Here is a 24,059-nt window from a genome sequence, read left to right as displayed (position 1 = left end):
AGCCATAACCACTGATCATTTTTCTTATTTCCTACAAAACTCCATAGCTCATCTACTTCAAGTTTAGCCACTTCCAATTCATCTTTCTCACAACATGTGACTTGTGCATTTAAATCCTCAGGCAAATCATTGATAATGAAATTAATAAAATCTAGCAGCCATGGCATACTTACATCAAAAATTCTACAAATTCCATTAAGAGATACCCTTTCTAAAAGAGCTTTTCTGACAAGTTCCTTTGTTTGTTCGTTAATGATTTTAGCTTCATTGTTTTCGCTCCACTRTTTGCCACACTCTAAACAGCGAAAATTTTGCTTTTCATGTCTTGTATAACCATTCTTCTTTACCAAATCTGAGCCACAGTGCGTACATCTCATTGCTCTTCTCCGCTTGAATTAGAATAATTAATCTATCAAATTAGATCAGTTTATTGAAATAGCCTTACCTATTTAGCACTACCAAATAATTTATATTTTAAATTTATTAGATTTAGTCTTTTTTTATATTAGTTCTATTAATAAAATAATTATCATTTTATTCTTGTCAAAATAGAAGTCATGGATTAAAGTCAAACCCTATTATCATTTATCTATGTGTTAAATTTAAGCTTTTCAGATAGACCAGAGAAATGATTTCTGCAAATGATAAGATTAAAAGAACACAGAAAGAATAAAAAATTTTAGCAATCACCCATTTTTAAAGGACGGTGTATACTTATGAGCCAAGATTTCATTCAATTGCCAGAATTATCCGAAATTAAAGAAGATTTAGTTTTAGCGAGACAAGATATCAGTTCAGCTGTTCAAGAAGATGATTCTTTAGAGCCTATTGGTAAATTTGTTGAAGAAGTGATCACAATTATTGAAAATAAAGCCTCTTCTCTTTCTGCTGGTAAGCCATTAGATACAAAAACTAAAGTAGATATTGCTGCTCACTTAACCCTACTAAATAGTTTAATGGACGAAATTTTTTTAAGTAATTTAGAAGATGAATTTACTGAAGAAGAAGAAGAAGTTGAAAGCGAAGACGATCGCTAATATTTTTTTTATTTGAAATGGATCTGAGTATGGGAATCTGCATCCCCTACTCTTATCCTTACACTTCCTAACTAACCGCACAATTTTGCATTTATTTATATGATAATCTTTGTAAAGTCTTAAGTTCAATTAAATACCTATTGTCAAAAAAATTAAAAATTATATATAATAATGTCCTTACAATTCATCGAATTTAACGCGATTTTATTATTGAATAATGAAAATTTAAACTTTAGCTAAAATAATTTGAGCTCTTAAATCATTTTCTAATTAGGAAATATTCATGCTTGATAGAATTCAATATTATACCAGTCATACTTTAGTGGGATCAACGATAGAGGCAGCTGAAATTTTAACCGACATCACAACGAAAATTGCTCATCGTGTAGCCCTAGACGTTATCATTCAATCTATTAGCGTTGCTTGTCTCCTTTATCTTCATCCTAATCTTTTTCTAATGGGTGGTACTATAGGGATTGTTCTTGAACGTCATGTACGCGAAATTGTAGAAAAAGTTAATATAATTTACTCTGCTCAAAAATCCTTTATTGAACAGATCGCTTTTTGGAGTATAGGAACATTCGTTGCTGTTTATACCCTACCAACATCAATTGTCATCGCGACACTTTATTATTCAGCGAAATGTGGAACATATCTTTACCATCGCTGCAAGCAACGTCAACAACCTAATTCAGCGAATGCGGTTGTACCTTAACAACAAATTTAAATTTCTTCAATTTCTCGGATGAAAAGCTTGAAAAGCTTGTTGTAAGCGTGTTTGACTAACATGAGTATATCGATCTGTGCTATTGATGCTTGCGTGTCCAAGCATATCTTGAATCACCCTTAAGTCTGCCCCATGATCTAATAAATGAGTCGCAAACGTATGCCGAAAAGTATGAGGAGAAATGGATTTGAAGATAGATGCTTGATGAGCATAAAATTTGACAAGTTTCCAAACAAGAACACGAGTAAGCGGTTTACTTTTTTTCGTGATAAAAAGAAATTCATTTCTGGAATTTTCTCCCCCCTCTCTAAAAGACAAATAACAATCGATGGCTGCAATTGCCTGTTGCCCGATGGGAACAATTCTTTCTTTTCCACCTTTTCCTAAAACACGCACAAAAGTATCGTCCACATCATAAATTTTCAATTGGCAAAGTTCTGATACTCGTAATCCACAAGCATATAAAGTTTCTAAAATTGCTTTATCTCGTGCTCCTCTCCATGTTTGAATGTTAGGCATGGCTAATATACGATCTATTTCTTCTAAAGAAAGAACATCTGGAATTAATTGCCAAAGTTTAGGGGTTTCCATCAGAAGAAGAATATTTGTCGTAATCATTCCTTCTCGTTTTAAAAAGCGAAATAAAACTTTAATGGCGATAAGAGCTCGACAAATAGAAGCAGAGGCGTAATGTTGTTGTTGTTTTAAAGCTAAATAATCAATTATAGCTTGCAGATGAATCTCTGACCAATTATTTACTGAACGTTGTTTCAAAAAGGTTACAAAAGAGAGAAGGTCTCTTTGATAAGCCTCTAAAGTATTTTGAGCTAATCCTTTTTCTGAAGCTAAATAAATAAAAAAATCTTCTAAGTCTCTAATCATAAATGTTAAGACTTAATTTTTTGGCCATCACCTAACTTTTCGGCTAACCTTTTTTGTACTTTTTCTGTTTCTAAAGTGGTAAGAGGGAAAATTTTAATTGTCAAAAATTCATCTTGATGGGCAATTTCGTATAATCCCCATTGACTTCCTTCTTTTTCAAATTCTTGTCTTAATATTAATTTTTTTGAATGAGAAAGAAATACACTTAAAATAAAAATTTCTTCCTCATTTTGAGAGGGTTGTTTAAGTAGCTCTTTTAAAAGATGTAAAGCGCGATCGAAACGTAAAGAAGGCACTTCATTTTTTTTATGCTCAATTTTTGATTTCCAAAAACCCCTTTTTTTCAAAAATAGCTCCGATTTAATTGCATGAGGCCAACAAGCAGCACAAAAATCTTGTCGAACCACTTGTTGATCTACCCCTTCAACAATTAACGAATAATATTCCATGCCTGCTTGAAGTCTTTCCGCGTGACCAGAACATAATCCATTGCGTTTAGGAATCTCAATTTGAAATAAAGAATTCATTTTCATCCATTTATTTTTTCACTCACAGCTCGCATAAACAAAACAATAAGTTTAATACTTAAATGATGTCCAAGCCATAAACCCGAGATTTAGATCTATATTAGCTAAAATGATCTAAATGTTTCAAGTAAGCTTCACCAATTGCAAAAGAAGAAGGCTTTGTTTTTTTTCTTTGATTAGCAAACTCATTTATTAAACGATTAGCTAAAACTTTGCCTAATTGAACCCCTTCTTGATCAAATGAATTAATTCCCCAAATAAATCCTTGAAAAGCCACTTTATTTTCAAAAAAAGAAAGAAGAGCCCCTAAAGTATAAGGAGTAAGTTTTTTAGCCAATAAAATATTTGTCGGTCTATTTCCTAAAAATGTTTTGTTTGGGTTCTCTGAAATTTGCCCTGTTGCTAAAGCAAGACTTTGAGCAAAAAGATTTGATAATAACTTTTCTTGAGAAGTTGTACCTTGAAATTCTAGATCCTCTCCGTAAAGATTTTCTTTGAAGGCAATAATACTCACGGGAACCGTCGCTGTTCCTTGATGAATTAATTGAAAGAAAGAATGTTGCGAGTTCGTCCCGGGTTCACCCCAAATAATTGGTCCAGTGTGAAAGTTAGTCATGATCCCTTGCTGATCAATATGCTTTCCATTAGATTCCATGTCTACTTGTTGAATATGAGCAGTGTATCGCAATAATGCTTGAGAGTAGGGAATTAAAGCCACAGTAGGGTAATCTAAAAAATTGCGATTCCAAATCCCTAAAAGGGCAGCTAATAAAGGTAAATTTTTATTCAAATTGGTTTCTAAAGCAATTCTATCCATTTCATGCGCACCTTTAAGAAATTCCCAAAAGGTATTGATTCCAAAGGCAAAAGATAACATTAAGGCTCCGCACATGGAAGTTGTTGAGTAACGTCCTCCTATCCAATCCCACATATAAAAAGTTTTGAGATATTGTTCTTGGTTATCCATTGGTGTTCCAGGCATTGTGATTGAAACAAAATGTTTTTTAGGATCTAGACCCGCCTGTCTAAATTTTTCGCGCACCAATTCTTCATTAGTTGCTGTTTCAAGCGTTGTGCCAGATTTTGAAACAACAGCAACAAGCGTTTTCTTTAAATCAGGAATTTTTCTAAAAACACCTGCTACATCATCAGGATCTACATTGGAAATAAAATGAACATGATGACCAGGTTTTAAAAGATGCTCCAGAGCATGATAATGAGCTCGTGGCCCTAAATCAGACCCTCCAATGGCAACTGTAACAAGATCTGTAAAATGATAATTCTGATCATTTTTTTCTAAAAATTGACGAAGTTTTTCAAGTTCAGCTTTCGCCAATTGAGCCGCTTCTTGAGCTTTTTTAGCGGTCCTAGGATAGTCAAATAAATCTCTTGTTGCTGTGTGCAATGCCGGTCGATTTTCTGAAGGAAACCTCTCTATAAAATTCATTACCTCCCCATCTTGCATGCGATTCATTTTATCTAAAGCATGAGATTCTTCAGACAATTGTTTTAACGCGGCCAAAACATCATTTGTTACTCTTTCTGTTCCGTAAAGTAGTTTAAATCCACCAGCTTCCGCGACATATTGTGTTACTCTTTCTGGAGTAAGTTCTTTAGTTAAATCAAGAGGATGCTTAGCTAATTCTTGAAGTTTTTTACTAGCAGAATAATTAAAAAAATGAGATGGGGACGTTTTTGACATGCGAAACTCCAAATAAGAAAAAGGGGTTGCTATCTAACTTTTCTTAAGCATTCCTTGAGAAAGCTTTTTTTTCATTTTATGCCTAAGAAGAATTCTCTAATGTTTTATGCAACTTAATGAATTTATTAAAAATATGCAATCATTTGTCTGAAACATATACTCATTTGTCTGAAACATATACTCATTTTTTGCAAACTTTGTTTAGCATGAAGGTTGCTTAAAAGATAATTTTTTAGATATTCTTATTTTAAATAAGGGTGATTGAATGCAGAAAGGAATTTTTTATGATCGGTAGAAACGATATATGTTGGTGTGGAAGTGGTCAAAAATGGAAAAAATGTCATTATCCAAATGAAAGCTCTCCACAAAGAAAATCTAAAGAAAGCACCCGTGAAGAATACTTACGCCAACATCGCATCATTATTAAAGATCAAAAACAAATTGATGGAATCCGAGCATCTTGTCATCTAGCAAGTCGTATCTTAGAAGCAGCATGCGCTAAAGCAAAAGTGGGTGTTACAACACAAGAGCTCAATGATTATGCTCATAAACTGCATGATGCTGCAGGTGCGATTCCAGCTCCTTTAAATTATGGGCATCCTCCCTTTCCCAAAAGTATTTGTACCTCTTTAAATGATGTTATTTGCCATGGCATTCCAAATGAAATTCCTCTTAAAGAGGGTGATATTTTAAATATTGACGTGACATGCATTTTAAATGGTTATTATGGCGACTGCAGTGCCATGGTAATGATTGGCGAAGTTGACGCAGAAAAACGACTCGTTGTTGACGTCTCTTATAATTGTTTAATGCGTGCGATAGAGATAATAAAACCAGGGATTGCCATTTCAGCAATTGGAGATGTAATAGAAAATTATGCTCATTCAAAGAACTGTTCAGTTGTTTATCAATTTGTTGGGCATGGTGTCGGTATCAATTTTCATGAAGGACCTCAAATTTCTCATCATCGCAATTATAATTCTATTCTTCTCGTTCCTGGAATGACATTTACAATTGAACCGATGATCAATGCTGGTTCAAGAGAAGCAATTATTGATCCTATTGACCAGTGGACAGCAAGAACAAAAGACGGGAAAGCAAGTGCACAGTGGGAACACACGCTTTTAGTTACAGAAGATGGTCATGAAATTTTGACAAATTGGAAAAGATAGTTTTTGTAAGATTATTCGAATTTCAATAGTTATTTCTTGCTTTTATAGCTAAATTTTTGATTCAGTCTCAAATCAACCTCTCACTATTTGGTGTAAAGCTGCTGAAAGTTTATAGGGATTCTAAATGAATAAACCAACCTCAAGTTTTGAGATAAATCTAGCATTGTTTCAATAAAATGGAGATCAAATCTGACATTTCGTCTATTTCAACCTTATAATCTGAAATGACTTTCTCATACTCTACCGATAAAATGTGTAAATCTTTTTGCAAAAACCTTTCATTTTCGGAAAAATCAAAAATCTGTTCTTCTTCGATAGACTTGTATAAGCTAGTCATTTTTTCTTGAGTCAAAAAGAGCTCTTGTCGTGTTTTGTCAAGGACCATTGATTTTTCTTGAAATTGCTTTCTAAGTTGAAGATAAAGGCCTTCCATTTTACGAAATTGAATTTCCGTAAATTTTTTATGCTGTTCAGATAATTGAAAAGAGCTTGTTTTTTCTTGTAACTCTAAAAATTCTTTTTTAAGTTGATCGACAGTTTTTTCTAGCAACTGATTATTTTCTGTCATTAAAATCAATTGGTTTTCTACAGTTTTTAGCTGATCTACTTCTTGTTGACTCTGTTTCAATTGCTCAGTGATCAGACCTAATTCTTGTTCTAATCCGAGCTTACTTTGTTTTAATAAATCTATTTCGATCAAATGCTGATTGGTTTCATCTAGCTCTTGTTTATAAGTTAAAAGCTTTTCACGAAGCTCCTCTAAATCTTGCTCTAATTCTTGATTTAACTCTTGAGACAACTGAAGCTGCACTTGAATTTTTTGAATTTTCTCGCCTTGAGCCTGGTAATTTAAGGTTTGACTATTTAAATCATCAATTTCTTGCATTAATTGATTTAACTGCCCCCGTAGTTGGTTTTGTTGAACTAGGTGCTGTTGTTCAAGGATGTCTTTTTCTTGATCATGTTGAGTTTGAAGCTGCTCTAACTTGTACTTTAAATCTTCCCCATGTTTTTTTAAAATTTCTTCTCCAACAAGTTGATTTTGCAATGAAATTTTTGTTTCTGCATGTAACTGAATTTCAGTTTCTCTTTGTTCCAACAATTGTTCTAGTTGTTGAATTTTATGGGTTTGTATTTGAATAAATGATTCATTTTGCTGAATAAGAAAAGTTGTTCGCTCCAATTGAGTTTGCACAGATATTAGATGGGATTGAATATCATTTTTCTCATTTTCTAAACATTGGTATTGATCATGAAAATTTTTAATTAAAATCTGGTGGCTTTCGATTTCTTTTTGAGAATCTTCACACTGTTTTAAGTATTCTTTTTCATTCTGCTGGCTTTTATAAAGAACTTCCAATAAGCGCTCATGATCTTTTTTGAGTTCTTGAAATTGCGAATCAATGAGTTCTTTTTCTTCTTCTAAATTAGAGATATTTTGTTTAAGTTTAGAAATTGTACTTGCTGAATCCGTATTGATATATTCTTGTAAATGCATTTCTGAATCATGCAATTTTTCATTCAACTGAGCAATTGACTGCTTTTTGTAAAATAGTTCCTGTAAAAGTTTGTCATGTTCACTCTTGAAGTGAGAAAGTTCATCTTTAGAAAGTAAAGCGAGCTTATAAAATGTCTGTTTTTCATCTTGAATTTGCGTAAGATCATTTGTAAGAGATATAATCTGGCCTTGAATGGATTCCTTTTCTACAAACCAGGTATGTTCCATTGTCTTTAGCTTTTCCTCTAAACGTAAAAAATTGTCTAAACGGCTTTGAGACTCAAGTTGTAATTTATCAACCAACCCCTCAACCTCTTCTAAAGACAGGGTCAAAACAATGAAAGAAAAGGCCATTGCTAAAGCCATTCCAACGTGCCAAAATTGCTCATCCAAATCAATCGAAAGATAGCCTACAACAGAAAAAGATAACAGACAGCCAAGTGCAGCTGCCATGCCCTTTATTTTCCATTTGACACATAGAGGAATTCCAATTAAAGCACTTAAAGGAAAATACCAATGTGAAGAGACTTTAAAAAGTAAAACAGCTATCGAGAGAAGAATTAAAAATGGACCTAAAAGTGACCAAAATTGAACTTGATTTTCCACTCTCTTTTCTAAAACATTCACAATGAGATTCCTTCATTTCATTAACTGCTAATTGCGTACGCATAAAATTAAATCTTTAATCTAAAATACTTTGAAGCTGTAGTTCTATTGAATCAAACTAAGAAAGTCTTTTTCAACTGATTTAAATTAAAAGATTTAATTCTTCTTTTTTTATATGCATAAAATAAATAATAAGAGAAAACATGCACATTTTTCTGATTATTATATAAAAAAGAAAGAAAAAACAGAACAGAGTTCTTGTAAAACTTGTTTTATGTATAAAAAACTATGAGAATGAGGAAGGGAATATGTAGAGGCTTGTATGTTTTTATCTATAGACATAAAAATCAAAAAAACTAGATGCTCCTTCTTTTCCTAACCAGATTAAACCCGCAAGTATTGTGAAACATACTAGGCTTAATCCATAGGCAATAAGAATTGCCGCACCATCGTCTTCTAAAATCGCTAATCCGAAAATAAGTAAAGGATAAGCAGCTAAAATATTACTTAAAGGAATTGGTAATGGCAAAGCTAAGACAAATCCCAAAATAGCAATCATTAGCCCATGGAAAATTAATAAAATAGGATTTTTTACCAGATTTGGAAGCCTAGGATAGACAAAATAGCGCAATTTATTTGTTACTTTTAATGCTAATTTTGCAATTCTTTCTAAAACTGAATAAGGAATTTTTTTTCCTAAAATCCATCTAGGAAGCCAAATTTGTTGTCCAAACCCTATTCTCAATCCAATAAATATGAGAAGAATTCCGAAGGGAGTGGAAAAGCCGGGAATTTGAATAGGTTGGCAAAAAGGCAGACTTAATAAAACCAAGAGAACGGCTTGCCCTTTTTTAGCTAAATTACGAATCAGTGATTCAATTGTCATGCCTTTCTCTTTTGCGTCCAAAAGTAGTGTTTGCAGAGACTCAGCAAATACATTAATCCGTTCTTTCATAAGGCTTACTCTTCAAATTATTTACTTAATTTTTTTTCGCAAGCATCTAAACGATTTAAGGCCATTTCTTGACATTTTTCTATTATTTGTTTAGCGCCTTCGATGTGGTAAATTCGGTTTAATTCTATTCTTAATTTATCACTAAGTTCATGGTCTGCTAGAGTCAATTCATGAGATTCCATATTAGGGTATTTATATTGAAATTCTCTAGCTCCAATCATTACAAAAACTAATTGATCAAATCTTTTTTGTAAAAGGCTCGTCGAAGCAAGTAATTGATCTCTATTTCGAATTTCTCGCAACTCTTGGATAAGAGAGCGAGTAATCCCTTTACCTTCTTCTTTGTAATCTTCTAAAGATTTAGGTCCACAACTAGTCAAAAAAAGAAAGCAACCTATTAAAAAAAATACATGCCGGTAACGATTCAAGGCTATAACCTGAGTTTTATTTAAAAAAAAGATGTTTAAATTGCCATTAAAAATCTAGGTTTTTAAAAGAAAGATCTAAAATGTCATGTGATAAATGTTATAAAATTAATCATACTTTTTACAGTCATTTCATAATTTTCTTAATATTAAAAATTTATGAATATTTTAAATATTATAAAAAAAGTATCTTGTGCTAAATTCATTGAACATGTAATCTTTAGGCTTATTTTGCAGGGCGTATAGCTCAGTTGGTAGAGCTCCTGTCTTACACACAGGTGGTCATAGGTTCGAGTCCTTTTGCGCCCAATACTTGCAAATGCGGGAGTAGTTCAATTGGTTAGAGCACCGGCTTGTCACGCCGGAAGTTGCGGGTTCGAGTCCCGTCTCCCGCGTTCTATTTTTAAGATAGTTCGCTTCAATCATTCTTTCGATCTGTAAGTTTAAAATTCCCTTTTTTCTATTGATGACTGTCTTTGCGAAGTTAAAGTTTTAGGTTTTTTCATCCTCTAAGGGCGTTCCACTATGCATGTTTCTCACCCCTCGAAACGTTCCGTTCTCTCAATGATTATTACTTACCTTTGGATCGCCATAGGAGCATTTTTAGCCGCTTTTGCTTTAGAAGTTTTTTTTATTCCAAATAATTTGATTGATGGTGGTATTGTCGGAGTCGCAATGATATTAGGAAACGTTTTTCGACAATCGTTAATTCCTTATCTTTTAATTCTCCTAAACTTACCCTTTCTTGTTTTAGCTTACCGATCTATTGGAAAAGTCTTTGTTCTTCACATGCTTTTCGCAACCTTTTTATTTGCTGCTTCAATGATTTTTATCAGCAATATGCTGCATATTCAGTTTCGAGGAGATAGCTTAGAAGTTGTTGTGATTGGCGGAGCTATTTTAGGAATTGGTCTTGGCTTAATTATCCGCGAAGGTGGATGTTTGGATGGAACTGAAATTTTAGGAATCATCATTAATCGTAAAACGGGCTTTACTGTTGGTCAAGTCGTTTTAGTTTGCAATATTTTTGTGTTTGGGGCAGCAGGATTTGTTTTTAAAGATTGGCATCCTCCCCTCATGTCTTTAATCACTTATATTGTCGTGATTAAAATTATGGATTCGGTGATCGTCGGTTTGGATGAAACAAAATCCGTTTTAATTATTTCTTCAAAATCAAAAGCAATAGCCGATGCGATTGTCCACGAACTTGGATTGGGTTTGACTATTATGTACGGACGTGGGGGGTTTTCTGGGGATGAGCGTGAAATTCTTTATGTCATTGCAGAAAGACTTCAATTAGCAGAGCTCAAAGATTTGATTTTACGAGAAGATCCTAAGGCATTTATTGCCATTGAAAACCTTCATGAAGTGGCAAATGGCAAAGCTCATCATGGAGATAGTCAGGCTAAGCAAACTCGAATGGAACGCATTTTTTCTCGAATTATGCCTAAAACTAACAAACACTCTTCTCCTCCAGCATAAATAAGCCTTTCCGGATCTCTAATCTATAAAGGCTAAACTATTTAATAATAGTCAAACTTCGCTGTCAATCTAAATTCATTTTCGATTAAATAGCTTTTTATTCGTCTAGCTAATTCTTTCTCATTCTTTATAAATCCCCCTATTATAAACTTTCAAATTTTTTATTGACATAACCAACTGAAATAGGCAAAAAGAAGCAGAAACAAGAAATTTACAAAATTAATTTCGGCGAAAACCGAAGCGATACGAATTCATGGGGGTTCTCAATGGCTTTAAATCCTGAAATTGAAAAACAACTTTTTACCCATGATTCTTGGCGTGTTTTTAGAATTATTTCAGAGTTTGTCGATGGTTTTGAAACAATGACAAATCTAGGTCCTTCCGTTTCTATTTTTGGATCTGCTCGTCTACCGCCAGAATCTATTTACTACAATTTAGCAGTTGATGTTGCAAGACATATTTCACGGAAAGGCTTCGCGATTATCACTGGAGGTGGGCCGGGAATTATGGAAGCGGCTAATAAAGGTGCTCAAGAATCCAAAGGCCATTCTTGTGGCCTTGCGATTGATCTCCCGTTTGAAAGTGAACCGAATCGATTTATCGATTTCAAATATCGACTTAATTTTCGCTACTTTTTTATTAGAAAAGTGATGTTTATTCGCTACGCGCAAGGATATGTCTTTTTACCTGGAGGGGTAGGAACTTTGGATGAACTATTTGAAGCTTTAACACTCATCCAAACAAAAAAAATCAAAGCCTTCCCTATTTATTTAATGGGTAAAGCTTATTGGGACAAAATGGTTGCTTGGATGGAAGATACCATGCTCGCTCATGGATGTATTTCTCCCTGTGATTTGCAAATGTTTCAAATTACGGATGATCCAGAAGAAGTTGCAAACGGAATTGAACGTCATTATCAACGTGATCGAGCTTTAAAAAATTTTTAAACATTTAAATAAAATTCGTAGTATTAAGCAGCCGATATCAGCATACCCTATTCACTAAAATTAACGTGTTTGAGGAAGTTCTTGCATATTTCCAAACGTATTTCTAGAAAAACTCGCACTTGTTGATACACTTGATGTCTTAAAGGGTTGAGCTACATTAGGAAAAGGCATGGATGAATACGAGCTCCCTCGAAAAGTTGGGGGTGGTGTTGCAGGGGTATGATTCACTTCAGAAAAGCGCCTTGAAGGAAGTGAATACATTTCATTATTCCTTATTACTGGAAAATGGCTTGAATATGTTGGTACATCATAATTATTTTCATAGCCATATTGCCTATTTTTAGGTACAGAACTGATAACAGGAAAGGGAATAAATGGAAGTAAATACATTCTTTTGGCTGCCCAATAGTATGGAGTGCTACACCAATTCCAAACTCTTCCAAAATGATTGCTTTGGTAATGAGGTTGATCGAAAGTGTTCAGCTCTATCGGAAAAGATGACGATAGGTAAACAGCATTAAAATCAAGTCTTCTAATTACCCATACAGCCACAGCTATCACAGGAACGATTCTCAATATTGCTGAAAATTGAGGAGACTGTCTTTGATAAGCATCGGCAAAAGTTAATGAAATTACGCTCGTTGCAACTGCCACAATTGCATCAGTTACAATTGTGTGCGAAGGAAAATCATTTCTATGTGTTGTTGTCCATGATCTGAAAATATTTATAGGATCCATTATTTGATACCTTTCTAATTAATTTATTATTAATAAGTGGGATAACCAATAAATTCTGCTTCACTGTAAGGAACACCATACAAGGCAGTATTAATCAAAATATGTGGGAATTGAGCAGTACGCCAATGGTTATTAACGCCGACTAATACTAATTGACCTATATGCCATTTCCTAAAAGTATAGTCGTCTTGATTAATTTGCCAAATGGTATTGTCATTTAATTGGATAAGTTTTTTTCGAGGCTCAAGATTAACAATCCAACGAGTAGCCGAGCCCATAGATTGTGGAGCACCAATCAAATTTACTTCAACAATTTCACGAGTCGATCGATTTTGTAAGACATAGGCATAGTTAGAAAAACAAGAAGATTTGGGCTTAATAAAAATGATGTCTGTTTGTACCCAGTGACGTATTATTTCTCTTTGATAAGGATGAACAGACCAATGAGAACCGTCATTCAATTGAATGACATCGGCATTTCCAGAAATAGCCATTGGTGCGTAGTAAGCATCATTATGAATTCGGTAAAGAAGCTCTTCATCATCAAAATTAATGGGATTTTGTCCAGTAGACTGCAAAAGCGCATGAACTTCTGTGGGAATTTCTTTAAACCGTTTTTCTTCAATGTATGATAATTCTAATGGTGTTAATTGCTCTTCGGCTATTTCAGCGGCAGCCAAAAATTTCCATGAAAAAGCCACAATTAAGACACTAGTTAGTTGATAAAATTTTATTTTCATTATTAATTCTCGATATTCGTAGTTTTTATAGTTTATTTAAATCAAACTGAAAGCTCTTTTACCTATTTCTAAAATTACTTTTGAAAAAATTCTCTCATGCAAGCTTTTTTAAATATTTCACGAATATCTTACAAAGCAATTAAGAAATAATAAAGAGTTGTTTAATTAAACAAAAAATTAAAGACAATTTTTCAATGAAGTTAAATGAAAAATTTGTTTGAAAGCCTCTGCAAAAAAGGCATTATTGTGAACCAATAAATCCAATATTTTTGCTCAAAATTTACAAGGAAAATATATTTTAGAATTCTTTTCTTATAAATTTTAAGCAAAAGACTGGACAATATCTATTCTAATTCAAAGCGATTACCTTCTGCAATTAGGTTATCGATATAAGTCAGATCAAAATCTGCATTTAAAAATTTTGGATCTTCTAACATATAAAGGTGAAAAGGTATTGTGGAATTAACCCCTCCGATATGAAATTCACTTAGGGCTCTTTTTCCTATTGCAATAGTTTCTGTACGATCTTTCCCCTTCACGATTAATTTAGCAATCATTGAATCATAGTTAGGAGGAATGGAATATCCTGAATAACAAGCGCTGTCAACTCTAACGTGGGGGCCACCAGGAGGAAGATAATATTCTAATTTTCCAGGAGAGGGAGCAAAATTGTGGCTAGGATTTTCTGCATTAATTCTAAATTGAATTACATGACCAGTGAATTTTACATCCTTTTGTTCTAAAATCAATTTTTCTCCACGAGCAATTTTGAGCTGTTCCATTACAAGGTCAATACCTGTTAATTCTTCTGTGACCGTATGCTCAACTTGAATACGTGTATTTACTTCCATAAAATAAAAGTTTTGATCTTTGTCTAAAAGGAATTCTACTGTTCCCGCAGAAAAATAATTAGCTTCTTTAACAACATTGACAGCTGCTTGACCAATCCTTTGGCGCATTTTTTGACTGAGAACCGGACTTGGAGACTCTTCAATGAGTTTTTGTCTGCGTCGTTGAGTAGTGCAATCTCTTTCTCCTAAATGAATATAATGACCAAATTTATCCCCTAACACTTGCACTTCAATATGTCGAGGATTCATAATCATTTTTTCTAAATAGACGTCTGGATTTCCAAAACTTACCTCAGCTTCAGCTCGTGCAGCTGCAAATAGCTTAGTAAACTCTTCTTCGTTATAAGCTATCCGAATTCCTTTCCCGCCACCTCCCGCAACAGCTTTAATGAAAATAGGGAAACCTAATTTTTTTGCGTCTTTCAAAGCTTCTTTAATATCCACTACAACTCCATCTGAGCCTGGGATAACAGGACAACCAGCTTTTTTTGCTGTTGCTTTAGCTTTAGCTTTATCACCAAGCAATGCAATAGATTGGGGAGCCGGTCCAATAAAGTTTAAGCCACAGCTTTCACAAATAGAGGCAAAATTTGCATTTTCGCTTAAAAAACCGTAACCCGGATGGATCGCATCAGCTCCGGTAATTTCACAAGCAGAAAGGATATTTGGCACTTTAAGATAAGATTTATGGGAAGGGGCTTCTCCAATACAAATGGCTTCGTCAGCATGAAGAACGTGTAAAGCTTCAGCATCTGCTTGCGAATAAACAGCCACAGTTTGAAGACCTAAATCGTGACAAGCACGAATAATTCGAACGGCAATCTCGCCTCTGTTAGCGATAAGAACTTTTTGCATAAATAAAAATTACTCAACGATTCGGAAAAGTTTCGTACCAAATTCTACAGGCTGTCCTGATTCGACCAAGATTTCAGCTATTGCACCTGAGACATTTGCTTTAATTTCATTCATTACTTTCATCGCTTCGATAATACAAACCACACTATTTTTTTCGATTCGATCTCCCACTTTGATAAAACTTGGATCATCAGGTGAAGGGGCTCCATAAAAAGTTCCTACCATAGGAGATGTGACATAAAGGCTATTAGTATCGACTTTGGGAGCTTCAACAGCAATAGGAATTGGAGGGCGAGCAGTTGGCATTTCGGCACCATGGGAAAGGGCTTGATCCGTACGTTGTTGTAAATATGTTCTAATTTGTTCTTCTGAATCGATTAGTGTGGAATCAGTTATTGATCGTCCATGCCCATTCTCTTGTCGTTCGAGTATTAATTCGAATTCATTTTGTTTAAGTTGGAGCCGTTTTGTTCCTGTTCGCCCCATCACTGCCATAAGTTCTTTGATGTGTTTTAATTCCACGTCGATTTCCTTTCTAATTAAATAAAAATGAGAACATCTTAAAAAGGGCTTGCCCCTTGTTGACTTGAATAAATTTTTCCTTTAAGGGTCGGAATCTCGACCTAAAATAGCATTTCGATAAGGAAAACGACCAAAGTAAGCAATAGTTTGTTGTTACCTCAGGGCAAAATTTAAAAATTTTTGCCTTTGCAGGCGAATTTTGCTCAAGAATCAATTTCGCTGAGATTGTCGAAGTCAAAATTTCAGTTTGTTTTAATAAAATAGCTTCAGGAGCCGTTTCTGTAAATATTTCATTTAGACTTAATATAAACTCGATAATCAATGAATGGATCCTGTTTATCTTTATCATAAGCACTTGATTATCCTTCCCTTAATTTTCACTTTTAAATATCAAACACGTTGAATATATTCGTCAGTTTTAGTGTCAACTTTGATAATATCTCCTGTTTCAATAAAAGGTGGAACTTCAATTTTTGCCCCTGTTTCTAAAATGGCAATTTTTGCTCCATTAGCTAGATCATTTTCGTCATCCGAATGCGTTTTAGCAACCATTAATTCTAAAAACTGCGGAAGCTCGACTGCAAAGATTGTTTCTCCATAAAAAAAAGCTTTAATTTCGACCCCTTCTTTGAGATAATTAACTTTGCCACTCACGATTTCAGCTGGAACGAGGACCTGGTCTAAATTAACAACATCCAAAAAAAGATACTCATCTCCTTCAGGATAAAGGAACTCTAAGCGACGTTCAATTAATGACACATCTTTAATCGGTTGATTTAGCTTAAAGCTTTTTTCAACCATTTCATTATTGCTCAAATCTTTTAGTTTAGCTTTAATAAAAGGAGTCCCTTTAGGAACTGTTACTTTTACGCTGGATTCAACACGATAAAGTTTGTTGTTAATGGAAAGTGTCATTCCTGGAGTCAATTGATTACTTGTCGCCATAATTCCTACAGTTATCTGTTAACAATTTATTAATTTTTTAATGACCTTCGGCAGACTGCCGCATTTGCTTTATTGCATCGGCAAAGTTTGGAGATTTAAAAAGACTTGTCCCTGCCACAATAACATTTGCCCCCGCTTCTACGCAACGTCTTACATTCAAATGAGTAATCCCTCCATCGACTTGAATATCAAAAGGAGGAAGTTGATGACCCGTTGATGAATTATCTTTAAGGGTCACTCCCCCTGCTCGAATATTAAGCTGGTTACACAAGTCTCTTGTAAATTGCACTTTATCTAGCACTTTTTCGATAAATTTTTGTCCTCCAAAACCTGGATTGACAGTCATCAAGAGAATCATATCACATTTATCTAAATATTTAGGTATCATAGAAACAGATGTTTCTGGATTGAATGCCAAACCTGCTCGTATATTACATTTTCGAATATAAGCCAGTGTTTCTTCTACATCTTCTGTTGCTTCCATATGAAAAGTAATACTATCAGCTCCAGCTTGGACAAAACGTTCAATGTAGTCAAATGGGTTATAAATCATTAAATGAACATCTAAAAACAAATCTGTTGCTCGATTGATAGCAGCGACTGCTTGAGAACCCATCGTTAAATTTGGAACGAAATGTCCATCCATAATATCTAAGTGCAGTGAATCTGCTCCTGCTTGCTCAGCTTTTTTAGCTTCATCTGCTAGATGTCCGAAATCTCCCGCTAAAATCGATGGAGCAATTTTAACAGCTTGCAGTTCTCTTTTCATATTTTATCCATTTCTTAAAATTACCTAAGTTCATACTCCGTTCGATGATCAAAAGTCAAGATGATACCAAGATCATACAGTAATATCATTGAATATCAATAATTTTTGCTTTGAATTTTTTTTTCTTGCTGTACCAGCTAAATAAATTCAAGTAAGGATTGTTATTCCCAAAAATATTTTTACCCCTAGAAAGATTTGGGTATTTAGAATAGAAAATAAATCACTAAGTATTTACTTAGCAATTCGACGTTGACTTTAAAAACTTGAAACATTAAATTATTTACTAAATTTAACAATATTTTTCAGATGTTGCACTTAAAATTTATTTTAAACTCTTCTCTCCTTCATGTCATTATTGTGCGCTAAGCGCACATATACATACGACTGTTTTTATCTCCACCTATCCATTTTAAATTAATTCATTGTGATCCGTTACCATTATTAAACTATTTTGATTTTTTATCGATAAACTCATCTTACAGAGTGAAAATTAAAGGAAATATATGAAAAAACCTTCACCAAGGTCAAATACTTTAGCGACTGGCCTTGCTATGTTCTCAATGTTTTTTGGAGCAGGAAATGTTGTATTTCCGCTCGCATTAGGGCAACATGCAAAAGATCAAAATATATATGCTATTATTGGACTTCTTATTACAGCTGTCGGAGTTCCTTTTCTCGGTCTGATTGCAATGACTCTTTTTGACGGAAATTACCGAGCTTTTTTTAATCGTTTAGGCAAGATTCCTGGTTTTTTAATAGCTCTTACTATCATGGGATTAATTGGCCCATTTGGAGCTTTACCACGATGTATCGCTCTTTCCTATTCTACGATTAGTCTTGCTATCCCTCATTTAGAACTGATTCCTTTTAGTATTATTTCTTGTATTTTAATTTATTTATTCACTTTTCGCAAAAATAACATTATCGATGTATTAGGGTATGTTTTAACTCCCTTTCTCTTATTTTCTTTGCTTATTATTATTTTAAAGGGTTTTTGGGAAGCAAATGGTCTGCCTGCTTCAATTCATCAACCTTATGAGACATTTTTAGTAGGACTACAAGAAGGCTACCAAACAATGGATCTTTTAGGAGCATTCTTTTTTTGTTCAGTCGTACTAGCTTGCTTGAAAAAAGGAGTTGAACCACAAACGCATGAGCATGTTAATTATAAAAAAATGATAATATTAACTCTAAAAGCTAGCTGTATTGGGGCATTTTTGCTAGGTTTGGTTTACTTAGGATTTAGCTATGTTGCTGCCTATAACAGCGAAAATCTCGCTGAAGTTTCTAAAGAACAAGTTTTAGCAACTTTATCTCATCAAATTTTAGGTCCGAATGCAGGAATTGTCGCTTCGATTGCCGTTGCATTAGCCTGTCTAACTACAGCCATTGCACTTGCGGTTGTTTTTGCAGAATTTTTACATTTTGATGTTTCTAAAGGAAAAATTTCTTATCATAACTCTCTCATTCTCACTCTAGTTGTTTCTTTCATTTTTTCAACATTGAATTTTACAGGAATTATTGCTTTTTTAGCTCCTATTTTAGAAGTTTGTTATCCTGCATTAATTGTTTTATGTATCGTCAATATCGGTTATAAACTTGTTCACTTTAAACCAGTTAAAATACCTGTATTTAGTATATTTGCTTTATCGCTTTTATACCATGCCTCAAGTTACTTAAAGTAATACTTATCGCTTAAATCAGAGTTGTTTTCGCAGCTCTGATTTAAATTCATTATCTTCAAATAAAATGCGCGATATTCTAAATTTCACTTTATATTCATGCGGTTTTCAAAATAATAATCATTTCAGCATGATAACTAACTCGAATTTTGGGTTTATTTGCCTAGAATCCATTGAATTTATTTAAATAAAAAAGTTTAATATAAACTTTTCTGGAAATAAAAATTCTCCTTTTTATTTTCATTTTTCCTCTAGCCAAATTAACCAATTCTCAAAATTTTAATGAATCTATCGTAAAAAATGTTTTTATAGCTATTCTCTCATTTTTTCCTCTCCTGTTCAATTCCCAAACAAAATACCCCTTGTCCTCTTGTCATAGGGAAAAATAAAATTTGATTTTGCGTCATCCCAAAAAATTGTCTATTCATTCACACTAGCTCAATCTTTATCTCTTATCTATTCTCTATCTAGTAAATCTAACTTTTCGGATGAAGAAACATAGACTAAAATCCCTCAAAGTTTTTCTTTCAATTTAACCCGTATATCAGATCCCCTTCTCTGCCACTGAATTCTCCCTCTCATTCTTTCTCCAATTCCCCATATGAAGTAAAATCCATTTAAACCTTAGTTACGAATAAGTTTCTTCTCCTTTTATCCACTTAACGTCTATTCAACACAACTGGCAAAAGTTCTCTCACTCACACAATCAATTAATTTAACCGGGTATCATGATATAAAATTTATCCAACCATTATTCATCACCCTAGCTGGACAAATTTTGGCTTCTACTAATAAATTTCAAATCAAAATATATTTTTTAAATAAGTCGCCTTTTTATGAATCTGAATCTAGATACCCAATAGGAGGAAAAAAGTGAATAGTGTTTTAAGATGATTAAATAAAACATTAATGCTCAACGTACAAACAGGAAGGAAATATTCAAAATAGAGAGTACTTTTTAAAATGAAATTTTTTATAGCGGAAAATTATCAACAATCAAATATGCCTTGAAAAAGATTTTCGAAATGGCTTGTTAAGTGAAAAAAGGAATTATTCAATCTTACCGTCAAATGAATTGGAAAATCATTCAATACAGGATTTTTAAAAAAGAATTTTTATTAAAGACGAACAAATAGAATTGGCATAAATTCCTCAATTTAAATTAACGCCAGTTTAACGTAAGAAACCCTCAAAAATATTCTAGGAGCCTAGCGGCTTCGATTTCTGTCTTTGGAAAGAACAGTCGAAGCTTGGATGGATTCAAGCAATAATTAGCAAGACCTGCCATCAGATTGCTAAGAAAATTCCATCGGCTTCGGTGCCGATGATGCTCTATCTGACAGCTATTTTTCAACAGATGATTCACACTTTTAATCATAGCTCTCTTTTTTAGCATGAGTTTATCCACTAACGTGATCCATTTATTTTTCATCTTCTTTTTTGCTTTTGTGAAAAGATGAATTCCCTTTTGCATTAGAGTATGAGTCAGTTTTTCTGAAATAGACCCTCTATTTGCGAATGCTTTTCCTTTCATCCCTTCTACCATTTCTGGAACGGGTTTGCGATCACCAAGTTTGCCAGTTGTCCACTTCAATGCGACAATTTCTGCGTGGTGATTAATCACAAGATGGAGCTTAAACCCAAAGAACCCGCCAACGGTTGTTTTTCCCCATTTAGCGTGGCTCTTTAAATGGGAAGAGGCTCGCTTGACGTAGGCAAAACATTCAAAACCAAGGAGTTTATATATTTGAACTATACTGACTCTTATTTAATTTTTAATGGATTTTTATTGATAAAATGAAACTTTCTCTTAAAATTTGACTGCTTATTTTAACTTATTAATATTGCAATAATTTTTATCTATACGCCATATTGTTAAAATATTTATAAATGAAAATTTATTTTACTCATTGGGATGGTCATTTTGAATATTTCTAATTTAGGGTTTAGTCACAGTTACCTCGCCAATACAACGACTCCATCTTACTATCCCCCTCAAGACATTAACAATCAACTTGAGAATGAAAATGCTCCCCTAGACAATCCTTTGCCTAATCTAGAAGAAACTAGTGCACCAACAATTCTAGCTCCCGCTCTTTCACCTTCATCTGAAGAAATTCAACTGAGCTTTCACGAGGGAACTTTTCTAACTATTTCTCACTCTCAGCTAGCTTTGTTAAGGGAAAAATCACACTACTTTAAGAATCTGTGGTCGGGGCAATTTCAAGAAACCCTGCAACATCCTCTCGCTTTAACACAAAAAGACTTTACACTTTTGCTCGATTGCCTGATGGACGCTAACTTTAAAGTTCCCTTAGAAGAAATCACTTCAGCCATTCAACTCGCTGATTATTATGAATTGACAGAAGTGGCAAAGAATTTAGAAAAACAGCTGATAGATGGGTACAAATCTCAGAGATTTGAACCATTTAGTTCCACTGAAGAAAGTTTAGTCAGATTAAAAGAGCTTTTAAATTTCGCACGTCGCTGTCAATTAAATAATTTGAAGAATTATTTAGAATTGACTGTTGTGAGCACATTATTAAACCAGACTTTTCGGTTAGCGGAGTTTGAAAGGATTATAAATCATTTCTCAAAAGAGATAGAAGCTCTGGATTTTTCAACCAATATTTATTTGATCGATGCCCATCTTTTAGCATTAAAAAATTGTGAAAACTTAAAAGTGCTTCATTTAGAGGTGTGTCAGGCTATTACGGACGATGGGTTAGCGCATTTGACACCTTTAACGGGTTTGCAGCATCTAGATCTAAGCGACTGTGTGGATCTTACCGATGCTGGATTAGCCCATCTGACAACTTTAAGGGGTTTGCACCATCTAACTCTAAGCGGATGTGGTAATCTCACAGATGCTGGATTAGCGCATTTGAGGCCCTTAGTGGCTTTAAAACATTTAAATCTAAGCAGGTGCAAGAATCTCACCGATGCAGGATTAGCCCATTTGACACCTTTAACGGCTTTGCAACATCTAGATTTAAGCGATTGTGAGAATCTCACCGATGCAGGATTAGCTCGTTTGACGCCTTTAACGGGTTTGCAGCATCTAAATTTAAATAATTACGGACATCTCACCGATGCAGGGTTAGCCCATTTGACACCCTTAACGGCTTTGCAGCATCTAAATTTAAGCGATTGTAAGAAACTCACAGATGCAGGATTAGCCCATTTGACACCTTTAATGGCTTTGCAACATCTAAATCTAAGCGAGTGGGAGAATCTCACCGATGCTGGATTAGTCCATTTAACATCCTTAACGGCTTTGCAGCATCTAAATCTAAGTGGCTGTAAGAAACTCACCGATGCAGGATTAGCCCATTTGACACCTTTAACGAGTTTGCAACATCTAGATTTAAGCGTTTATGATAATAATAATTTCACCGATGCAGGATTAGCCCATTTGACACCTTTAACGAGTTTGCAACATCTAGATTTAAGCGTTTATGATAATAATAATTTCACCGATGCAGGATTAGCCCATTTAACATCCTTAACGGCTTTACAAACTCTAAATTTAAGCTTCTGTAAAAATCTTACCGGTGATGGATTAGCCCATTTGACACCTTTAACGAATTTGCAGTATCTAGGTTTAGTCTCTTGCGATAACCTTACCGATGATGGATTAGCCCATTTAACACCCTTAACGGCTTTGCAAGTTTTAGATTTAAGCGAATGCTGGCATCTTACCAATGCAGGATTAGCACGTTTTGAAAATTTAACAGCTTCGCTCAATTTAAAAATAAGGTTGGATAGCTTACCTTAATGACGTTTATGCAAATCAGATGTTAAAAAGGCAAAAATAGAAAAATCTGAAAGGATCTGTGAGAGGCCATCCATTGGTTAATTAAAATGGAAGAAGAGCAAACCTTTAAACAGAGAAATAGTTGTCTCTGGGAAAAGTTGTTGAATCTGAGGTCTTGCCAATACCTACTACTGCAAAGCTATTAGGGCCTCAAGTGCCCTAATAGCTTTGCAGTATTTCGATTTGAACTCTTGCGTTAAGCTTATTAACAATGGATTAACGCATTTGATAGCTTTGATGACTTTATAATATTAAGTTCTAAACTATTACTACAATCTTATTGATGTTGAGCTAACCCTTTTGACTCTCTTAACCGCTTTGCAGTATCTAAATCTGAGTGGGTGCTTTGATCTTACTGTTGCAGGATTAGTCCATTTGACACCTTTAACCGCTTTACAACATCTAAATCTACACCAGTTTAACGTAAGAAACCCTCAAAAATATTCTAGGAGCTTAGCAGCTTCGATTTCTGTATTTGAAAAGAACAGGCGAGGCTTGGATGGATTCAAGCAATAATTAGCAAGACCTGCCATCAGATTGCTAAGAAAATTCCATCGGCTTGGGTGCCGATGATATTCTATCTGACAGCTATTTTTCAACAGATGATTCACACTTTCAATCATAGCCCTTTTTTTAGCATGAGTTTATCCACTAACGTGATTCATTAATTTTTCATCTTCTTCTTTACTTTTGTGAAAAGATGAATTCCCTTTTGCATTAAAATATAAGTCGGTTTTTCTGAAATATCCCCTCTATCTGCGAATGCTTTTCCTTTCATCCCTTCTACCATTTCTGGAACGGGTTTGCGATCATCAAGTTTGCCAGTTGTCAACTTAAATGCTACAATTTCTGCGTGGTGATTAATCACAAGATGGAGCTTAAACCCAAAGAACTAGCCAACGGTTGTTTTTCCCCCTTTAACGTGGCTCTTTAAAGACACGATGGGAAGAGGCATGCTTGACGTAGGCAAATTGTTAATACTGTAGAGTCTCCCTTCACAGATCCCTTGATGTTCTTGAATCAAGCAAAACATAGGAAAAAATGCTTCAGAGTTGAGTTGAACAAATCTTGAGTACCCAACAAGATGAGAGAATAAATATTTTAAAGTTGTTTTTACATGGTTTAAGTAAAAGTGCTTAAATGTTCTGTCATTGGAGCGATGAAAGAGAAGCAAAATCGT

At 34.1% G+C, this 24,059-nt stretch carries 22 protein-coding genes, 2 tRNA genes and 3 pseudogenes; 10 read left to right on the top strand and 17 right to left on the bottom strand.

The window, feature by feature from the left end:
• Positions 1–377 (bottom strand): IS1 family transposase (locus tag TY19_RS05510; protein ID WP_042280793.1); only part of this gene is annotated, 377 nt, incomplete at its 3' end.
• Positions 378–716: 339 nt separating this feature from the next.
• On the opposite strand from TY19_RS05510, the gene TY19_RS05505 reads away from it, so the two are divergent.
• Together TY19_RS05505 and TY19_RS05500 are read left to right on the top strand one after the other, a co-directional pair.
• Positions 717–1,037 carry a hypothetical protein gene (locus tag TY19_RS05505; RefSeq protein WP_042280792.1) on the top strand — a complete coding sequence of 107 codons (321 nt, stop codon included), beginning with the start codon at positions 717–719 and terminating at the stop codon, positions 1,035–1,037.
• Between the two features lie 283 nt (positions 1,038–1,320).
• Complete coding sequence (locus TY19_RS05500; RefSeq protein WP_042280791.1) at positions 1,321–1,752, top strand: hypothetical protein; 432 nt, start codon at positions 1,321–1,323, stop codon at positions 1,750–1,752.
• A gap of 18 nt (positions 1,753–1,770) precedes the next feature.
• On the opposite strand, the gene xerD is transcribed toward TY19_RS05500, so the two are convergent.
• From xerD to TY19_RS05485, 3 genes are all read right to left on the bottom strand, one after another.
• Complete coding sequence (gene xerD, locus TY19_RS05495; RefSeq protein ID WP_042280790.1) at positions 1,771–2,646, bottom strand: site-specific tyrosine recombinase XerD; 876 nt, start codon at positions 2,644–2,646, stop codon at positions 1,771–1,773.
• A gap of 5 nt (positions 2,647–2,651) precedes the next feature.
• Positions 2,652–3,173: a hypothetical protein gene (locus TY19_RS05490; RefSeq protein WP_042280789.1), complete on the bottom strand. Its 522-nt coding sequence runs from the start codon at positions 3,171–3,173 to the stop codon at positions 2,652–2,654.
• A gap of 100 nt (positions 3,174–3,273) precedes the next feature.
• On the bottom strand, positions 3,274–4,875 hold the full coding sequence (locus TY19_RS05485) for a glucose-6-phosphate isomerase (RefSeq protein ID WP_039357773.1): 1,602 nt from the start codon (positions 4,873–4,875) through the stop codon (positions 3,274–3,276).
• Positions 4,876–5,159: 284 nt separating this feature from the next.
• Between TY19_RS05485 and TY19_RS05480 the strand changes: the two genes are divergently transcribed.
• Positions 5,160–6,047, top strand: coding sequence for a methionyl aminopeptidase (locus TY19_RS05480; RefSeq protein ID WP_079979235.1), 888 nt, complete (start codon positions 5,160–5,162; stop codon positions 6,045–6,047).
• A 157-nt stretch (positions 6,048–6,204) separates the two neighbouring features.
• On the opposite strand, the gene TY19_RS05475 is transcribed toward TY19_RS05480, so the two are convergent.
• The 3 genes from TY19_RS05475 to TY19_RS05465 form a co-directional block, all read right to left on the bottom strand.
• The gene (locus TY19_RS05475; RefSeq protein WP_042280788.1) at positions 6,205–8,172 is read right to left on the bottom strand and encodes a hypothetical protein; all 1,968 of its coding nucleotides are present in this window, start codon (positions 8,170–8,172) and stop codon (positions 6,205–6,207) included.
• 307 nt (positions 8,173–8,479) lie between these two features.
• Positions 8,480–9,106 (bottom strand): exopolysaccharide biosynthesis protein, encoded by a 627-nt coding sequence (locus TY19_RS05470; protein ID WP_039357766.1) that lies wholly within the window; start codon positions 9,104–9,106, stop codon positions 8,480–8,482.
• Positions 9,107–9,123: 17 nt separating this feature from the next.
• Positions 9,124–9,534 carry a hypothetical protein gene (locus TY19_RS05465; protein WP_011175327.1) on the bottom strand — a complete coding sequence of 137 codons (411 nt, stop codon included), beginning with the start codon at positions 9,532–9,534 and terminating at the stop codon, positions 9,124–9,126.
• A 233-nt stretch (positions 9,535–9,767) separates the two neighbouring features.
• Here TY19_RS05465 and TY19_RS05460 point away from each other — a divergent pair.
• The 4 genes from TY19_RS05460 to TY19_RS05445 all read left to right on the top strand — a co-directional run bounded on the left by TY19_RS05460 (position 9,768) and on the right by TY19_RS05445 (position 11,960).
• Positions 9,768–9,840 (top strand) — tRNA-Val (locus TY19_RS05460).
• A 12-nt stretch (positions 9,841–9,852) separates the two neighbouring features.
• A tRNA-Asp gene (locus tag TY19_RS05455) sits at positions 9,853–9,926 on the top strand.
• 130 nt (positions 9,927–10,056) lie between these two features.
• The gene (locus tag TY19_RS05450) at positions 10,057–11,013 is read left to right on the top strand and encodes a YitT family protein (RefSeq protein WP_052354805.1); all 957 of its coding nucleotides are present in this window, start codon (positions 10,057–10,059) and stop codon (positions 11,011–11,013) included.
• 266 nt (positions 11,014–11,279) lie between these two features.
• Entirely contained in the window at positions 11,280–11,960 is a 681-nt protein-coding gene (locus tag TY19_RS05445; RefSeq protein WP_039357756.1) for an LOG family protein, read from the top strand.
• 60 nt (positions 11,961–12,020) lie between these two features.
• On the opposite strand, the gene TY19_RS05440 is transcribed toward TY19_RS05445, so the two are convergent.
• The 7 genes and pseudogenes from TY19_RS05440 to rpe all read right to left on the bottom strand — a co-directional run bounded on the left by TY19_RS05440 (position 12,021) and on the right by rpe (position 17,380).
• A complete protein-coding gene (locus tag TY19_RS05440; RefSeq protein ID WP_042280786.1) occupies positions 12,021–12,698 on the bottom strand; it encodes a hypothetical protein in 678 nt (225 codons plus the stop codon).
• 29 nt (positions 12,699–12,727) lie between these two features.
• A complete protein-coding gene (locus TY19_RS05435; protein ID WP_042280784.1) occupies positions 12,728–13,438 on the bottom strand; it encodes a hypothetical protein in 711 nt (236 codons plus the stop codon).
• 344 nt (positions 13,439–13,782) lie between these two features.
• Complete coding sequence (gene accC / locus TY19_RS05430) at positions 13,783–15,144, bottom strand: acetyl-CoA carboxylase biotin carboxylase subunit (protein WP_039357747.1); 1,362 nt, start codon at positions 15,142–15,144, stop codon at positions 13,783–13,785.
• A gap of 9 nt (positions 15,145–15,153) precedes the next feature.
• Complete coding sequence (gene accB, locus TY19_RS05425) at positions 15,154–15,666, bottom strand: acetyl-CoA carboxylase biotin carboxyl carrier protein (protein ID WP_042280782.1); 513 nt, start codon at positions 15,664–15,666, stop codon at positions 15,154–15,156.
• 81 nt (positions 15,667–15,747) lie between these two features.
• A pseudogene (locus TY19_RS26810) lies at positions 15,748–15,813 on the bottom strand (DUF924 family protein); the annotation flags it as partial.
• A 243-nt stretch (positions 15,814–16,056) separates the two neighbouring features.
• Positions 16,057–16,611: an elongation factor P gene (locus tag TY19_RS05415; RefSeq protein ID WP_011175319.1), complete on the bottom strand. Its 555-nt coding sequence runs from the start codon at positions 16,609–16,611 to the stop codon at positions 16,057–16,059.
• A gap of 37 nt (positions 16,612–16,648) precedes the next feature.
• Positions 16,649–17,380, bottom strand: coding sequence for a ribulose-phosphate 3-epimerase (rpe, locus tag TY19_RS05410; RefSeq protein ID WP_042280778.1), 732 nt, complete (start codon positions 17,378–17,380; stop codon positions 16,649–16,651).
• 503 nt (positions 17,381–17,883) lie between these two features.
• On the opposite strand from rpe, the gene brnQ reads away from it, so the two are divergent.
• Positions 17,884–19,065, top strand: coding sequence for a branched-chain amino acid transport system II carrier protein (brnQ, locus tag TY19_RS05405; RefSeq protein WP_011175317.1), 1,182 nt, complete (start codon positions 17,884–17,886; stop codon positions 19,063–19,065).
• A gap of 1,186 nt (positions 19,066–20,251) precedes the next feature.
• On the opposite strand, the gene TY19_RS05400 is transcribed toward brnQ, so the two are convergent.
• Positions 20,252–20,809, bottom strand: a complete 558-nt coding sequence (locus TY19_RS05400) for a transposase (RefSeq protein ID WP_226988486.1) — start codon at positions 20,807–20,809, stop codon at positions 20,252–20,254.
• A gap of 177 nt (positions 20,810–20,986) precedes the next feature.
• Here TY19_RS05400 and TY19_RS11705 point away from each other — a divergent pair, with 177 nt between their 5' ends.
• A complete protein-coding gene (locus tag TY19_RS11705; RefSeq protein WP_079979237.1) occupies positions 20,987–22,840 on the top strand; it encodes a leucine-rich repeat domain-containing protein in 1,854 nt (617 codons plus the stop codon).
• Between the two features lie 339 nt (positions 22,841–23,179).
• Positions 23,180–23,395, top strand: a complete 216-nt coding sequence (locus TY19_RS14135) for a hypothetical protein (RefSeq protein ID WP_102035393.1) — start codon at positions 23,180–23,182, stop codon at positions 23,393–23,395.
• A gap of 148 nt (positions 23,396–23,543) precedes the next feature.
• Here the strand turns inward: TY19_RS14135 and TY19_RS11700 are convergent.
• Positions 23,544–23,759, bottom strand: a pseudogene (locus TY19_RS11700) (transposase); the annotation flags it as partial.
• A 12-nt stretch (positions 23,760–23,771) separates the two neighbouring features.
• A pseudogene (locus TY19_RS16215) lies at positions 23,772–24,059 on the bottom strand (IS982 family transposase); the annotation flags it as partial.

The sequence above is a fragment of the Candidatus Protochlamydia sp. R18 genome (assembly GCF_000648255.1).
In the GTDB taxonomy this organism is placed as follows: domain Bacteria; phylum Chlamydiota; class Chlamydiia; order Chlamydiales; family Parachlamydiaceae; genus Protochlamydia; species Protochlamydia amoebophila.
The sequence above is the reverse complement of the archived record's forward strand: the minus strand, read 5'-3'. Positions and strand labels throughout refer to the sequence as shown.

What these genes read in the sequence shown, in the direction of transcription:
- TY19_RS05470 (WP_039357766.1), bottom strand. Translation starts at nt 9,106, where the DNA reads ATGAAAGAACGGATTAATGTATTTGCTGAGTCTCTGCAAACACTACTT.
- accC (WP_039357747.1), bottom strand. Translation starts at nt 15,144, where the DNA reads ATGCAAAAAGTTCTTATCGCTAACAGAGGCGAGATTGCCGTTCGAATT.
- TY19_RS05440 (WP_042280786.1), bottom strand. Translation starts at nt 12,698, where the DNA reads ATGGATCCTATAAATATTTTCAGATCATGGACAACAACACATAGAAAT.
- xerD (WP_042280790.1), bottom strand. Translation starts at nt 2,646, where the DNA reads ATGATTAGAGACTTAGAAGATTTTTTTATTTATTTAGCTTCAGAAAAA.
- TY19_RS05450 (WP_052354805.1), top strand. Translation starts at nt 10,057, where the DNA reads ATGCATGTTTCTCACCCCTCGAAACGTTCCGTTCTCTCAATGATTATT.
- TY19_RS05500 (WP_042280791.1), top strand. Translation starts at nt 1,321, where the DNA reads ATGCTTGATAGAATTCAATATTATACCAGTCATACTTTAGTGGGATCA.
- brnQ (WP_011175317.1), top strand. Translation starts at nt 17,884, where the DNA reads ATGAAAAAACCTTCACCAAGGTCAAATACTTTAGCGACTGGCCTTGCT.
- TY19_RS05415 (WP_011175319.1), bottom strand. Translation starts at nt 16,611, where the DNA reads ATGGCGACAAGTAATCAATTGACTCCAGGAATGACACTTTCCATTAAC.
- TY19_RS05445 (WP_039357756.1), top strand. Translation starts at nt 11,280, where the DNA reads ATGGCTTTAAATCCTGAAATTGAAAAACAACTTTTTACCCATGATTCT.
- rpe (WP_042280778.1), bottom strand. Translation starts at nt 17,380, where the DNA reads ATGAAAAGAGAACTGCAAGCTGTTAAAATTGCTCCATCGATTTTAGCG.
- TY19_RS05435 (WP_042280784.1), bottom strand. Translation starts at nt 13,438, where the DNA reads ATGAAAATAAAATTTTATCAACTAACTAGTGTCTTAATTGTGGCTTTT.
- TY19_RS05480 (WP_079979235.1), top strand. Translation starts at nt 5,160, where the DNA reads ATGATCGGTAGAAACGATATATGTTGGTGTGGAAGTGGTCAAAAATGG.
- TY19_RS05490 (WP_042280789.1), bottom strand. Translation starts at nt 3,173, where the DNA reads ATGAATTCTTTATTTCAAATTGAGATTCCTAAACGCAATGGATTATGT.
- TY19_RS05505 (WP_042280792.1), top strand. Translation starts at nt 717, where the DNA reads ATGAGCCAAGATTTCATTCAATTGCCAGAATTATCCGAAATTAAAGAA.
- TY19_RS05485 (WP_039357773.1), bottom strand. Translation starts at nt 4,875, where the DNA reads ATGTCAAAAACGTCCCCATCTCATTTTTTTAATTATTCTGCTAGTAAA.